Genomic DNA, 13,266 nt, shown 5'->3' with positions numbered 1-13,266 from the left:
CCATGTTGATTCCGCGTCGAGTCAAGCACCGCAAGCAGCACCACCCGGGCCGGTCCGGCCAGGCCACCGGTGGCACCAAGGTGTCGTTCGGTGAGTTCGGCATCCAGGCCCTCACCCCCGCCTACGTGACCAACCGTCAGATCGAGTCCGCTCGTATCGCGATGACGCGTCACATCAAGCGCGGCGGAAAGGTGTGGATCAACATCTACCCCGACCGTCCGCTCACCAAGAAGCCCGCCGAGACCCGCATGGGTTCCGGTAAGGGCTCGCCGGAGTGGTGGGTCGCGAACGTCAAGCCGGGTCGCGTCCTCTTCGAGGTCGCCGGCGTCGACGAGCAGCTCGCTCGTGAGGCCATGACCCGTGCCATCCACAAGCTGCCCCTCAAGGCACGCATCATCAAGCGCGAGGAGGGAGACGCGTAATGGCGATCGGATCCAAGGAGCTCGCCCCCGCCGAGCTCGACACCTACGAGGACGAGCGTCTCGTCACCGAGCTGAAGAAGGCCAAGGAGGAGCTGTTCAACCTCCGCTTCCAGTCGGCCACCGGTCAGCTGGACACCAACGGCCGCCTGCGTGCCGTCAAGCGCGACATCGCCCGCATCTACACGGTCATCCGTGAGCGCGAGCTGGGCATCCGCGCCACCCCCGCACCCGTCGAGGCCCCGGCCAAGGCGGAGAAGAAGCCGAAGACCAAGAAGGCCGCCAAGGCCGAGGTCGAGGCGACCGAGTCGAACGAGGAGGCCAAGTAATGGCAACCGTCAATGACAGCGCCGGCCACGAGTCGGCCGCCCACGACGTGAAGGAGGCGGGCGCTCGCGGATACCGCAAGACCCGTCGCGGCTACGTCACCAGCGACAAGATGGACAAGACCATCGTCGTCGAGGTCGAGGACCGGGTGAAGCACCCGCTGTACGGCAAGGTCATCCGCCGTACGTCCAAGGTCAAGGTCCACGACGAGCTGAACTCCGCCGGCATCGGCGACTCCGTCGTCATCAGCGAGACCCGTCCCCTCAGCGCCACCAAGCGCTGGCGCCTGGTCGAGATCCTCGAGAAGGCCAAGTAGGCCGCGGCCTACTTGAGTTAGCAGGAGAGACACATGCTTCAGCAAGAATCCCGAGTCAAGGTCGCCGACAACACCGGCGCCAAGATGCTCCTCACCATCCGCGTCCTCGGAGGCTCCGGCCGCCGCTACGCGGGCCTCGGTGACATCATCGTCGCCACCGTCAAGGACGCGATCCCCGGTGGCAACGTGAAGAAGGGCGACGTGGTCAAGGCCGTCATCGTCCGCACCATCAAGCAGACCCGTCGCGCCGACGGCTCGTACATCAAGTTCGACGAGAACGCCGCCGTCATCCTCAAGAACGACGGGGACCCCCGCGGCACCCGCATCTTCGGACCGGTCGGTCGCGAGCTCCGCGACAAGAAGTTCATGAAGATCGTCTCGCTGGCACCGGAGGTTATCTAGTCATGGCCAAGATCAAGAAGGGTGACCTCGTCCAGGTCATCTCGGGCGCTACCCAGGCCCGCGGTGGAGACCGCGGCAAGCAGGGCAAGGTCCTCGAGGTGCTGGTCGAGCGCAACCGCGTCGTCGTCGAGGGCGTGAACTTCGTCAAGAAGCACGTCCGCGTCGGCCAGACGCAGCGCGGCTCGAAGGAGGGCGGCATCGAGACCGTCGAGGCCTCGATCCACATCTCCAACGTCGCGCTCGTCGACCCGAAGACCAAGAAGCCGACCCGGGTCGGCCACCGCAACGTGGCCGTCACCAAGGACGGCGTGACCAAGACCGTTCGCGTGCGCTACGCGAAGGCGTCGGGTGAGGAACTGTAATGACTGACACCACCGCAGTGGCTGCGAAGGTTCAGCCGCGGCTCAAGGCCAAGTACCAGGCCGACATCATCCCCGCTCTCAAGGAGCAGTTCGGCTTCGGCAACGTCCACCAGGTCCCCGGCCTGGTCAAGGTCGTCGTCAACACCGGTGTCGGTGAGGCGGCCCGCGACGGCAAGATCATCGACGGCGCGGTCAAGGACCTCACCGCCATCACCGGTCAGAAGCCGCAGGTCACCAAGGCCCGCAAGTCCATCGCGCAGTTCAAGCTGCGCGAGGGTCAGGCCATCGGCGCTCACGTCACCCTCCGGGGCGACCGCGCCTGGGAGTTCCTGGACCGCCTGCTCTCGGTGGCGCTGCCCCGCATCCGCGACTTCCGCGGGCTGTCGGACCGCCAGTTCGACGGCAACGGCAACTACACCTTCGGCATCACGGAGCAGTCGATCTTCCACGAGATCGACCAGGACCGCATCGACCGCGTCCGCGGCTTCGACGTGACCGTCGTGACCACCGCCAAGACCGACGACGAGGGTCGCGCGCTGCTCAAGCAGCTCGGCTTCCCGTTCAAGTCGTCGGACAACGCGTAAGCAGCAAGCCTCGAGGCCGGGGGACGGTGAGAACCGCCCTCCGGCCTCGTCGTGCGTCCGCCGCCGGACCGGTCCGTCCGGAGCCGGCGGCGGGCGCCACGCGGGATCCCCGGATCCCGTGCACGATCGGCCCTCGACCGCAGGACCTCGGCCATGTAGCATGGCTCGTTGGCCTGCGTTCGCGCGGCCGCATGGGCGTCGACGTCGTCGGCGCCGTCCCACACCACAGGTCGTCACTCTTGTAAAGGGTGCCGAAACCAGGCGAGAAAGGCACCATCAGCCATGACCATGACTGATCCGGTCGCAGATCTGCTGACCAGAATCCGTAACGCGAACTCCGCGCACCACGACTCCATCACCCTCCCGGGCTCGAAGCTCAAGGCGAACATCGCCGAGATCCTCAAGACCGAGGGCTACATCGCCGACTGGAAGGTCGAGGAGGCGCGCGTCGGCACGACGCTGTCCATCTCCCTCAAGTACGGCCCGAACCGCGAGCGCTCGATCGCCGGCATCAAGCGGGTCTCGAAGCCCGGACTCCGCGTGTACGCGAAGTCGGCCGAGATCCCCACCGTGCTCGGCGGCCTCGGCGTCGCCATCCTGTCCACCTCGAGCGGTCTCCTGACCGACCGCCAGGCCGAGAAGAAGGGCGTGGGTGGGGAAGTCCTCGCCTACGTGTGGTAACCCCTCATGTCGCGTATTGGAAGACTCCCCATCGAGATCCCGGCGGGCGTCGACGTCTCCGTCGCCGGATCCGCTGTGACCGTCAAGGGCCCCAAGGGCGAGCTGACCGTCTCGGTCGCCAGCCCCATCCAGGTGTCCGTCGAGAACGGCCAGGTGCTGGTCTCGCGTCCCGATGACGAGCGCGAGTCGCGCTCGCTCCACGGCCTCACCCGCACGCTCATCGCGAACGACATCATCGGTGTCACGCAGGGCTACTCCAAGGGCCTCGAGGTCGTCGGAACCGGTTACCGCGTGCTGGCGAAGGGCTCGGACATCGAGTTCGCGCTCGGCTTCTCGCACCCGGTCGTCGTCACCCCGCCCGCGGGCATCTCGTTCACGGTCGAGGGCAACAACAAGCTCACCGTGCACGGCATCTCGAAGCAGGCCGTCGGTGAGGTGGCCGCCAACATTCGTAAGATCCGCAAGCCCGAGCCCTACAAGGGCAAGGGCGTGCGCTACGCCGGCGAGGTCGTTCGCCGCAAGGCCGGAAAGAGCGGTAAGTGATCATGGGACTCGGAACCAGAGGAAAGAGCAAGTCCGCTGCGCGCGGTCGTCGTCACGACCGTCTGCGCAAGAAGGTCGTCGGATCCGCCGAGCGCCCCCGCCTCGTCGTCAACCGCTCGGCCCGCCACGTCTTCGTGCAGGTCGTCGACGACGCTCAGGGCCGCACCCTGGCGTCGGCGTCGACCCTCGAGGCCGACCTGCGCGTGTTCGACGGCGACAAGACCGCCAAGGCCCGCAAGGTCGGCGAGCTCGTCGCCGAGCGCGCCAAGAACGCCGGTGTCGAGGCGGTCGTCTTCGACCGCGGAGGCAACAAGTACGCCGGTCGCGTCGCCGCGATCGCCGATGGAGCACGAGAGGCAGGGCTCAACCTGTGAGCGCCGCAGAGAACAAGGAACCCGAGGTCGCCGCTGTGTCGGAGGCCCCCGTCGAGACCGCTGCGTCCACGCAGCCGCAGCAGGAGGCTCGTGAGCCCCGCCGCGGCGGCCGCGACCGCAACCAGGGTGGCCGCGACCGCGGTGGCCGTGACGCCGAGAAGAGCCAGTTCCTCGAGCGCGTCGTGACCATCAACCGCGTGTCGAAGGTCGTCAAGGGCGGTCGTCGCTTCAGCTTCACCGCGCTCGTGGTCGTCGGAGACGGCAACGGACTGGTGGGCGTCGGCTACGGCAAGGCCCGCGAGGTCCCGACCGCCATCTCCAAGGGCGTCGAGGAGGCGAAGAAGAACTTCTTCCGCGTCCCCCGCGTCGCCTCGACCATCCCGCACCCCGTCCAGGGTGAGGCCGCCGCCGGTGTGGTGCTCCTGCGCCCCGCCGCCGCGGGTACCGGTGTCATCGCCGGCGGTCCCGTCCGCGCCGTCCTCGAGTGCGCCGGCATCCACGACGTCCTGAGCAAGTCGCTCGGCTCGTCGAACACCATCAACATCGTCCACGCGACCGTCGAGGCTCTGAAGCAGCTCGAGGAGCCGCGCGCCGTCGCAGCTCGTCGTGGTCTCGACTTCGACCAGGTCGCGCCGGCACGTCTCGTCCGTGCCGAGGCCGACGCCCTCGCCGCCGCGTCCAACGCGAAGGCAGGTGCCTGATGGCCCAGCTCAAGGTGACCCAGATCAAGTCGAAGGTCAGCGAGAAGCAGTACCAGCGCGACACGCTGCGCTCGCTCGGCCTCAGGAAGATCGGTCAGAGCGTCGTCCGCGAGGACAACGCCCAGAACCGCGGATACGTGAAGACCGTCGCCCACCTGGTGAAGGTCGAGGAGATTGACTAATGGCTGAGACGAAGAAGGCCGCCGCCGCGGAGTCCACGACTCCCGCGCAGGCGACCACCACGAAGGGCGCGGCGGCGCCGGCGACCAAGGAGCACGTGCTCAAGGTCCACCACCTCCGCCCCGCTGCCGGAGCCAAGAAGGCCAAGACCCGCGTGGGTCGCGGTGAGGGCTCCAAGGGAAAGACCGCCGGTCGCGGCACCAAGGGCACCAAGGCCCGCTACCAGGTGCGCGTCGGCTTCGAGGGTGGGCAGATGCCGCTGCACATGCGCACCCCGAAGCTCCGCGGCTTCAAGAACCCGTTCCGGGTCGAGTACCAGGTCGTGAACCTGTCCGCTCTCGCGGAGCTCTACCCCCAGGGCGGCGACGTCACCATCGGCGACCTGGTCGCCAAGGGTGCTGTCCGCAAGAACGAGAAGGTCAAAGTCCTCGGGGACGGCGACATTGCGGTTAAGCTGAACGTCGCGGTCGACAAGGTCTCCAGCTCTGCCGAGCAGAAGATCGTCGCTGCGGGCGGATCCATCAAGTAGCACCAGCAGCTTGTCGGTCGAGCTTGTCACGCCGACTCCCTCCGGGAGCGCGTGGCAAGCTCGACCTGTATCCCGCACCACAGAATTGAGCAGGAGACCTTAGGTAGTGTTTGGCGCCGTTGCGCGGATCTTCCGCACCCCCGACCTCCGCCGCAAGATCGGCTTCACCCTCGCGATCGTGGCGATCTTCCGGCTGGGATCCTTCATCCCTGCTCCGTTCGTCGACTTCAGCGCCGTGCAGGCCTGTCTCGCCGGCAACCAGGGCACCTCGGGTCTCTACGAGCTCGTGAACCTCTTCAGCGGTGGAGCACTGCTCCAGCTGTCGATCTTCGCGCTCGGGATCATGCCGTACATCACGGCGTCGATCATCGTGCAGCTGCTGCGCGTGGTCATCCCTCACTTCGAGACCCTGTACAAGGAGGGGCAGTCCGGTCAGGGCAAGCTCACCCAGTACACGCGGTACCTCACCATCGCGCTCGGCGTCCTCCAGTCGACGACGCTGATCACCGTCGCCCGCTCGGGCGCCCTCTTCGGCAACTCCGGCGTCCCGGAGTGCTCGGCGCTCATCATCACCGACGAGTGGTACTCCATCCTCCTCATGGTCATCACCATGACCGCGGGCACCGGCATCATCATGTGGATGGGCGAGCTCATCACCGAGCGCGGCATCGGCAACGGCATGTCGTTGCTGATCTTCACCTCGATCGCCGCCCAGTTCCCCACCTCCCTGTGGTCGATCGCGCAGTCGCGCGGCTTCGAGACCTTCCTCCTCGTCCTCGGCGTGGGCCTCGTGCTCGTGGTCGCCGTGGTCTTCGTGGAGCAGTCGCAGCGGCGGATCCCCGTGCAGTACGCCAAGCGGATGGTCGGCCGCCGCACCTACGGCGGCAACAACACCTACATCCCGATCAAGGTCAACATGGCCGGCGTCGTGCCCGTCATCTTCGCCTCGTCGCTGCTGTACCTGCCCGCGCTCATCGCGCAGTTCAACCAGCCCGCCGCTGGCCAGGAGGCCCCGGCCTGGGTCACCTGGATCACGAACTACCTCACCAAGGGCGATCACCCGCTCTACATGGCGCTGTACTTCCTCCTGATCGTGGGCTTCACCTACTTCTACGTCGCGATCACCTTCAACCCGGACGAGGTCGCCGACAACATGAAGCGCTACGGCGGCTTCATCCCCGGCATCCGCGCCGGCCGCCCGACCGCCGAGTACCTCAACTACGTGCTCACCCGGGTGACGCTGCCCGGATCGGTCTACCTCGGCCTCATCGCACTCGTGCCCCTCGTGGCCCTCGCGCTGGTCGGTGCGAACCAGAACTTCCCCTTCGGCGGCACGTCCATCCTGATCATCGTCGGAGTCGGCCTGGAGACGGTGAAGCAGATCGACTCCCAGCTGCAGCAGCGCCACTACGAAGGACTCCTCCGATGACGTCGCACCCGATCGGCTTCCGTCTCCTGCTGATCGGCCCTCCCGGCGCAGGCAAGGGGACCCAGGCCGCTCGGCTGAGCGACATCCTCCGGGTGCCCGCCATCTCGACCGGGGACATCTTCCGCGCGAACGTCGCCAACGAGACCGAGCTCGGTCTCCAGGCGAAGGCCTACCTCGACAACGGGCGCTACGTGCCGGACGAGCTGACCAACGCGATCGTGCACGACCGCCTCCAGGAGGCGGACGCGTCGACCGGGTTCCTGCTCGACGGCTACCCGCGCACCACGGAGCAGGTCGACGAGCTCGACCGCATCCTCGCCGCGGACGACAACCGGCTCGACGCGGTCGTCCAGCTGACGGCCGATCCCGACGAGGTCGTCGGCCGCCTGCTCAAGCGCTCGCTCGAGCAGGGGCGCAGCGACGACACCGAGGACGTCATCCGGCGCCGACTCGCGCTCTACGAGGAGCAGACCGCTCCGCTCATCGACGTCTACGCGGCCCGCGGGCTCGTGGTCGTGGTCGACGGCCTCGGGCCGGTCGACGAGGTGACCGAGCGGATCGTCGTCGCCCTCGAGGGCCACCGCGTGGGCCGCCTCGACACCCCGGCCGCCTGAGCCGTGGCGTTCCGCTCCTCGCTCTACAAGACGCCCGCGCAGCTGCGGTCGATGCTCGCTCCGGGCCTCGCCACGGCCGCCTCGCTCGACGCGGTCCGCGCGGCGGTCCGCCCGGGCGTCACCACGCTCGAGCTCGACGCGATCGCCGAGGCGGCGATCGTCGCGCTCGGCGGCCACTCGAACTTCCAGCTCGTCCCGGGCTACCGGCACACGATCTGCGCCTCGGTCAACGACGAAGTGGTCCACGGCATCCCCGGCGGGCGCGTGCTCGAGCCGGGCGACCTGGTCTCCATCGACAGCGGCGCCGAGATCGACGGCTGGAACGGCGACTCCGCGATGACGGTGGTCCTGCCCGATCCCTCCCGCCCGGAGGAGGTCGCGGCACGCGCCGAGCTCTCGCGGGTGACCGAGGGATCCCTGTGGCGGGGGATCGCCGCCCTCGCCTCCGCCCGCCATCTCAACGAGGTCGGCGCGGCGATCGAGGAGTACATCGAGGACGAGGCCGAGCGCTCGGGCCGCGTCTACGGCATCCTCACCGACTACATCGGCCACGGCATCGGGCGCACCATGCACGAGGCTCCGCCGGTCTTCAACTACCGGGTGCGCCAGCGCGGCCCCGAGGTGAAGCCGGGACTCGTCGTCGCGATCGAGCCGATGGTCACCGCGGGCAGCGCCGAGACCTTCGTCCGCGAGGACGAGTGGACGGTCGCGACCGAGGACAGCAGCATGGCCGCCCACTGGGAGCACTCCGTCGCCGTGCACCACGACGGCATCTGGGTCACCACGCTCGCCGACGGCGGCGCGGCCGGCCTCGCCCCCTACGGGATCGTGCCGACGCCCTTCGCCTAGAGGCCCCAACGCGGAGCTCCTCCGATCCGATGCGGAGGAGGCTCCTCGTGGCCTCTCGCGCCCGGCGGGGGTCCGTCGGGCGCCCACGAAGCGCGGGAGCGGGAGGACGACAGCGCCCTCCGGCTCCACCCGGAGTGCGGGTGTCGGCTAGCTGTCGATCACCCGCACCAGCTCCTCGATGAAGCCGCCGAAGTCCGTGGAGCGCCGGATGAGGCGCTGCACCTCCGCCCGGTCGGCGAACACCTCGACGAACTGGTCGAACACCGACTGGAAGGTGCTGCGGCCGGCCGAGGCGAACGCGATCATCGCGATCACGTTCACCCGCTGCTCGCCCCACTCCATCGCGGTGTCGTTCACGACGATCGCGATGGAGGTGCGGCGGGCGCTCATCGCCATCGCGTGCGGGACCGCGAGGTTGTCGGTGAACGCCGTGGAGCTCATCCGCTCGCGCTCGATGGCGCCGTCGACGTAGTCCTCGTCGATGATGCCGCCGGCGATCATCCGCTCGCCCAGCATCCGGATCATCGCCGCCTCGTCGCGCGCGTGCACGTTGCGGAAGAACAGCTCCTCGTCGAAGAACTGCAGCAGCTCGTCCTTGATCTGCGCGCGGCAGCGGTGCCGGCGGACGCGGGCGATGGCCCGGCGCACCGTCTCGACGTCGTGGTCGGTGAGGAACGGCTGCACGACCACGACGTCATCGGACGCGGGGCGCTCGTCGATCGTGGTGATCACGAGGTCGGCGGTGAGCCGGTCCCAGTCGACGTCGCTCCGCGTGATCAGCGAGCGCACCTCCACCTCGGTGCCGAGCGAGCGCTCGACGCGCAGGCGCAGCATGTGAGCGAGGTCGTAGTAGTTGGGGCAGACGATCACGCAGGACAGACGCTCCTCCCGCCGGGACACCCGCTCGAGGAACGAGCCGACGTGGAGGGCGATGTAGGCGATCTCGTCCTCGTTGACCACGACGCCCCGCCGGCGCTGCAGCCCGCTCGCCAGGAACACGGCGATCTCGTAGGTCATCGGGTAGCTGGTCTTGATCGAGCGGGTGAGCGGGTTGCGGGAGTAGCCGCCCTCGGCGGCCCGGGCGATCAGGTTCCGCACGTGCAGGGCGAGGCGGACGATGAAGCCCTCGTCGTCGAGGTCGACCAGGTACTCGCGGTTGACGTCGGCGACGAGCTCGCGGACGACGGCGAGGTCCTCCGGGTCGAGGTAGTTCTCGACCACGGCGGCGACCGGCTCGTTCTGCCCTGGCGTCGCCACCCGCGTCGTCATCAGGATCGCGAGCTGGGCGAGCTCGGCGTCGGTCAGGCGCGTCGCGAAGTGCCGCTCCACCAGCTCCGCCAGCAGGGCCGCGAGCTCGCCGTGGATCTCGGGGGAGGGGCGGGAGCCGGAGGGGTCCCCGATGCCCCGGGCGACGCGGTCGACGGCGATCGCGATGTGGAGGAGGACGCTGTTCACGCCGTAGTCGTTGATGTAGTAGCCGCGGGTCTCGAGCTCGGCCAGCAGCTCGGTCTTGAAGGCGCCGAGGCCGGGGGAGGCGAACTCGCGCTGGACGTCGTCGAGCGTGAAGACGCCCTGCGCGCTCTCGTCGCGGAACATCCGCGAGATCAGGCGGCGGCGGGCCTCCTCGCTGCCCTCGAGGCGCACCGACGGGCCGCGCCGGACCAGCCCGAGGCCGGCCTCGTCGGCGAGGGCCTTCACCCGGCGCAGATCGGCGTCGACGGTCGACTCGCTCACCGAGAGCGCGTCGGCGAGGGCGAAGACGTCCAGGCCCTCGTCGGAGTCGACCAGGCGGCGGACGATGCTGTACAGCCGGTCGCGCGGGGTGTCGGGCTCGACGTCGCGGCTGCGCTGCGCCTCCAGGTAGGCCGCGTACGCCTCGCGCGCGAGCCGGTAGCCGTTCGCGGAGGACTCGACCGGCTCCAGCGGGGCGGCCTGCGCCTTCACCGCGGTGACGTAGCTCCGGACGCTGCGGGTGGTGACTCCGAGCCTGTCGGCGAGCTCGTGCGCCGTCACCCAGCCGTCGGCGCGGGAGAGGTACTCCAGCAGTCGTTCGCGGTTGTCAGGCATCAGGCTCCAGGCGTGCGGTCGGGGCGGGCGCCGGGAGCGCCACGACCCTGCCGCGGGCCCGCAGGACGCGGGCGGCGAGTCGTACGTCCCGTCAGTCAATCACCCCGGCGACGCGCCCGGGAGCCCCCGCGCCGCGGGTGGAAGGGGCCGTCTTCCGCCCCCGCGGAAGATTGTCTGCTGGAGGGTGCCGCCCCTCCGAGGGGATGCTTGGATGAATCACGACCCGGACGCGAGGAGGCGAACGAGGTGCGGAAGATCCTGATCGTCTGCGGTGCAGGCGCGTCGAGCACGTTCCTGGCCCACCGGCTGCGAGCGGGCGCGAAGGAGCGCGGCATGGATGCCGTGTTCCACTCCGAGACCCTCACCGGTCTCGACCACTCCCTCCCCGAGGCCGACGTCCTCCTCGTGGGGCCGCACCTCGAGTCGCAGTTCGACGGACTCCGCCACCGTGCGGAGCTCGTGGGAGCCGCGGCCGCCCTCCTCCCGCCCGATGTCTTCGGAGCGCACGGTGCCGATGCCGTGCTCGAGACCCTGCCCGTCCTCTTCGCCGCTCGCGCGGTCGTCGCAGGCGCGGACGGGGACTCCTCCACCCGCCCGGTCCGTCCGGGCGAGCCCGACTCCGGGCACCACTGATGCAGTCGCGACTGCAGGATCAAGGAGAAACGTTCATGGTCGAGCGCACCGTGCAGGTTGCATCGTCGAAGGGCCTCCACGCCCGCCCCGCCTCGCTCTTCAGCCAGGCCGCGGCGAAGTCGGGTCAGAAGGTCCTCGTCGCCAAGGGCGACGCGACCCCGGTCAACGCCGCGTCGATCCTCGGGATCATCTCGCTCGGCATCGAGCACGGCGACGAGCTCACCGTCAGCGTCGAGGGCGACAACGAGCAGGCCGTGCTCGAGGAGCTCGCGACCTTCCTCACCACCGACCACGACGCGTGACGCGGAGCGTCACGCAAGGCGGCCGGCCCCGGCGCCCACGGCGCCGGTAGCCGCGGCAGCCCCTGGAGCGTGACGTCGACTCTCACCGGGTCGCATCAGGCGCCTGCGAGACCCGGCCCCGCCCTCTGCCGGCCCCACGCCGCCACCCCCGCATCCTCTTCTCCCGCCCGCACTCCGCACGACAGGAACGAGCACCCATGACGCTGTCCACTCCTCAGACCGCCTACGCCTCCGCCAAGCTCCAGGGCACCGGAGTGGGACGCGGGCTGGCCCTCGGGCCGGTCCTGCGCATGCCGGAGCCGCTGCCCGAACCCGAGGACACCGCCAGCACCCGCAGCGTCGCCCAGGAGGAGGAGCGCGCCGTCTCGTCGCTGTCCGCCACCGCCGCGACGATCCGCCACCGAGGCGAGCGGGCCGGCGGCTCGGCGAAGGACGTCCTCGACGCCCAGGCCCTGATGGCCGAGGACCCGTCCCTCGCGGACGACGTCAAGGCGCGGATCGCCGGGGGCAAGACCGCGGAGCGCGCCGTGCACGAGGCCTTCGCCGGCTTCCGCGACCTGCTCGTGGCGATGGGCGGCTACATGGCCGAGCGCGCGACCGACCTCGACGACGTCTCGCAGCGCGTCGTGGCGCACCTGCGCGGCGTCGCCGCTCCCGGCGTCCCCGAGTCGGACGAGCCGTTCGTGCTCGTCGCCCGCGACCTCGCTCCGGCCGACACGGCGCTGCTCGACCTCGAGAAGGTCCTCGGCCTGATCACCAGCGACGGTGGACCGACCTCGCACACGGCGATCCTCGCCCGGGAGAAGTCGATCACCGCCATCGTCGGCACCACCGGCGCCCTCGACCTGCGGGACGGCCAGCTCGTCATCCTCGACGCCACCTCCGGCGTCGTGACGGTGAACCCCTCGGACGCCGAGATCGGCGCCGCGAAGTCCTCGATCGCCGAGCGCGCCGAGATGCTCGCCGCACCGGTCGTCCCCGGCGCGCTGGCCGACGGCCACGCCGTGCCGCTGCTCGCGAACCTCGGCTCGGCCGACGGCGCTGCGAACGCGGTCGAGCTCGGCGCCGAGGGAGTGGGGCTGTTCCGCACCGAGTTCCTCTTCCTCGACGCGAAGGAGGCGCCCTCGGTCGCCGAGCAGGCGGAGCAGTACACGCGCCTGCTCGCCGCGTTCCCCGGCCGCAAGGTCGTCGTCCGCGCGCTCGACGCCGGCGCCGACAAGCCGCTGAGCTTCCTCAACGACGACCACGAGGAGAACCCGGCCCTCGGTCTCCGCGGACTGCGCGCCCTCCGCGCCAGCGAGCAGATCCTCCGCGACCAGCTCACCGCCCTCGCCCAGGCCGATGCCGCGACCGACGCCGACCTCTGGGTCATGGCGCCGATGGTCGCGACCGTGGACGAGACCCGCTACTTCACCTCGATGGCGCGGGAGCTCGGCATCCGCACCGCCGGAGTGATGGTGGAGGTCCCCTCCTCCGCCCTGCTCGCCGACCGCATCCTCGGAGTCGCGGACTTCGCCTCGATCGGCACCAATGACCTGACCCAGTACACGCTCGCCGCCGACCGCATGCTCGGCACGGTCTCGGCGTTCCAGGACCCGTGGCACCCGGCCGTGCTCCGCCTCGTCGGCGAGGTCGGCCGCGCGGGAGCGGCGCTGGGCAAGCCCGTCGGGATCTGCGGAGAAGCCGCCGCCGACCCGCTGCTCGCCGTGGTCCTCGTCGGCCTCGGCGCCACCACCCTCTCGATGTCGCCGTCGGCTCTCGCCGACGTCCGCGCCGAGCTGGCCGAGCACACCCTCGAGGACGCCAAGCGGTACGCGGAGCTCGCTCTCGCCGCCGACAGCGCCGCCGACGCCCGCTCCGCGGTCACCGAGGCGATCGCCGCCTCCTGATCCCGGATCACCAGCCCCACCCCCCTGCACCACCCCGCCACTCGGGAGCCGGGACGCCTCAGGAG

General features: G+C 69.8%; 19 protein-coding genes. 18 read left to right on the top strand and 1 reads right to left on the bottom strand.

All coding sequences use genetic code 11. From position 1 onward, the window contains the following. The first annotated feature begins 2 nt into the window (after window positions 1–2). The 15 genes from rplP (at window position 3) to map (ending at window position 8,310) form a co-directional block, all read left to right on the top strand. Window positions 3–422, top strand: a complete 420-nt coding sequence (gene rplP / locus C5C46_RS11310; RefSeq protein WP_068209436.1) for a 50S ribosomal protein L16 — start codon at window positions 3–5, stop codon at window positions 420–422. Continuing rightward, a complete protein-coding gene (gene rpmC, locus C5C46_RS11305) occupies window positions 422–748 on the top strand; it encodes a 50S ribosomal protein L29 (RefSeq protein ID WP_104224564.1) in 327 nt (108 codons plus the stop codon). The genes rplP and rpmC overlap by 1 nt, the downstream gene beginning before the upstream one ends. Beyond that, a complete protein-coding gene (gene rpsQ / locus C5C46_RS11300; RefSeq protein ID WP_104224563.1) occupies window positions 748–1,062 on the top strand; it encodes a 30S ribosomal protein S17 in 315 nt (104 codons plus the stop codon). Before rpmC ends, rpsQ begins: the two co-directional genes overlap by 1 nt. Before the next feature lie 33 nt (window positions 1,063–1,095). Then, complete coding sequence (rplN, locus tag C5C46_RS11295; RefSeq protein WP_104224562.1) at window positions 1,096–1,464, top strand: 50S ribosomal protein L14; 369 nt, start codon at window positions 1,096–1,098, stop codon at window positions 1,462–1,464. Between the two features lie 2 nt (window positions 1,465–1,466). Then, window positions 1,467–1,826: a 50S ribosomal protein L24 gene (rplX, locus tag C5C46_RS11290; RefSeq protein ID WP_104224561.1), complete on the top strand. Its 360-nt coding sequence runs from the start codon at window positions 1,467–1,469 to the stop codon at window positions 1,824–1,826. After that, window positions 1,826–2,410 (top strand): 50S ribosomal protein L5, encoded by a 585-nt coding sequence (rplE, locus tag C5C46_RS11285; protein WP_068209425.1) that lies wholly within the window; start codon window positions 1,826–1,828, stop codon window positions 2,408–2,410. The genes rplX and rplE overlap by 1 nt, the downstream gene beginning before the upstream one ends. Window positions 2,411–2,692: 282 nt before the next feature. Further along, window positions 2,693–3,091, top strand: coding sequence for a 30S ribosomal protein S8 (rpsH, locus tag C5C46_RS11280; RefSeq protein WP_068209423.1), 399 nt, complete (start codon window positions 2,693–2,695; stop codon window positions 3,089–3,091). Between the two features lie 6 nt (window positions 3,092–3,097). Next, window positions 3,098–3,634, top strand: a complete 537-nt coding sequence (gene rplF, locus C5C46_RS11275) for a 50S ribosomal protein L6 (protein ID WP_104224560.1) — start codon at window positions 3,098–3,100, stop codon at window positions 3,632–3,634. A 2-nt stretch (window positions 3,635–3,636) separates the two neighbouring features. Then, the gene (gene rplR, locus C5C46_RS11270) at window positions 3,637–4,008 is read left to right on the top strand and encodes a 50S ribosomal protein L18 (protein ID WP_056037296.1); all 372 of its coding nucleotides are present in this window, start codon (window positions 3,637–3,639) and stop codon (window positions 4,006–4,008) included. Continuing rightward, complete coding sequence (gene rpsE / locus C5C46_RS11265) at window positions 4,005–4,709, top strand: 30S ribosomal protein S5 (RefSeq protein WP_104224559.1); 705 nt, start codon at window positions 4,005–4,007, stop codon at window positions 4,707–4,709. Before rplR ends, rpsE begins: the two co-directional genes overlap by 4 nt. Continuing rightward, the gene (rpmD, locus tag C5C46_RS11260) at window positions 4,709–4,891 is read left to right on the top strand and encodes a 50S ribosomal protein L30 (RefSeq protein ID WP_181024623.1); all 183 of its coding nucleotides are present in this window, start codon (window positions 4,709–4,711) and stop codon (window positions 4,889–4,891) included. The genes rpsE and rpmD overlap by 1 nt, the downstream gene beginning before the upstream one ends. Beyond that, complete coding sequence (gene rplO, locus C5C46_RS11255) at window positions 4,891–5,418, top strand: 50S ribosomal protein L15 (RefSeq protein WP_104226755.1); 528 nt, start codon at window positions 4,891–4,893, stop codon at window positions 5,416–5,418. Before rpmD ends, rplO begins: the two co-directional genes overlap by 1 nt. Before the next feature lie 106 nt (window positions 5,419–5,524). Then, window positions 5,525–6,847 (top strand): preprotein translocase subunit SecY, encoded by a 1,323-nt coding sequence (secY, locus tag C5C46_RS11250; protein ID WP_104226754.1) that lies wholly within the window; start codon window positions 5,525–5,527, stop codon window positions 6,845–6,847. After that, a complete protein-coding gene (locus tag C5C46_RS11245; protein ID WP_181028829.1) occupies window positions 6,844–7,461 on the top strand; it encodes an adenylate kinase in 618 nt (205 codons plus the stop codon). The genes secY and C5C46_RS11245 overlap by 4 nt, the downstream gene beginning before the upstream one ends. 3 nt (window positions 7,462–7,464) lie before the next feature. Next, window positions 7,465–8,310: a type I methionyl aminopeptidase gene (gene map, locus C5C46_RS11240; RefSeq protein WP_104226753.1), complete on the top strand. Its 846-nt coding sequence runs from the start codon at window positions 7,465–7,467 to the stop codon at window positions 8,308–8,310. Between the two features lie 147 nt (window positions 8,311–8,457). Here map and C5C46_RS11235 read toward each other — a convergent pair whose 3' ends face one another. Further along, window positions 8,458–10,377 carry a BglG family transcription antiterminator gene (locus C5C46_RS11235; protein WP_104226752.1) on the bottom strand — a complete coding sequence of 640 codons (1,920 nt, stop codon included), beginning with the start codon at window positions 10,375–10,377 and terminating at the stop codon, window positions 8,458–8,460. A 207-nt stretch (window positions 10,378–10,584) separates the two neighbouring features. Here C5C46_RS11235 and C5C46_RS11230 point away from each other — a divergent pair, with 207 nt between their 5' ends. From C5C46_RS11230 to ptsP, 3 genes are all read left to right on the top strand, one after another. Then, on the top strand, window positions 10,585–11,010 hold the full coding sequence (locus C5C46_RS11230) for a PTS sugar transporter subunit IIB (RefSeq protein ID WP_181125660.1): 426 nt from the start codon (window positions 10,585–10,587) through the stop codon (window positions 11,008–11,010). Between the two features lie 35 nt (window positions 11,011–11,045). Next, a complete protein-coding gene (locus tag C5C46_RS11225; RefSeq protein WP_104224553.1) occupies window positions 11,046–11,312 on the top strand; it encodes an HPr family phosphocarrier protein in 267 nt (88 codons plus the stop codon). Window positions 11,313–11,602: 290 nt separating this feature from the next. Next, complete coding sequence (gene ptsP / locus C5C46_RS11220) at window positions 11,603–13,201, top strand: phosphoenolpyruvate--protein phosphotransferase (RefSeq protein ID WP_258069271.1); 1,599 nt, start codon at window positions 11,603–11,605, stop codon at window positions 13,199–13,201. Window positions 13,202–13,266 lie beyond the last annotated feature (65 nt).

It is taken from the genome of Rathayibacter sp. AY1E6, assembly GCF_002931115.1.
In the GTDB taxonomy this organism is placed as follows: Bacteria; Actinomycetota; Actinomycetes; order Actinomycetales; family Microbacteriaceae; genus Rathayibacter.
Note: the sequence above shows the minus strand (reverse complement) of the source record. Positions and strands in the feature narration are given on the sequence as shown.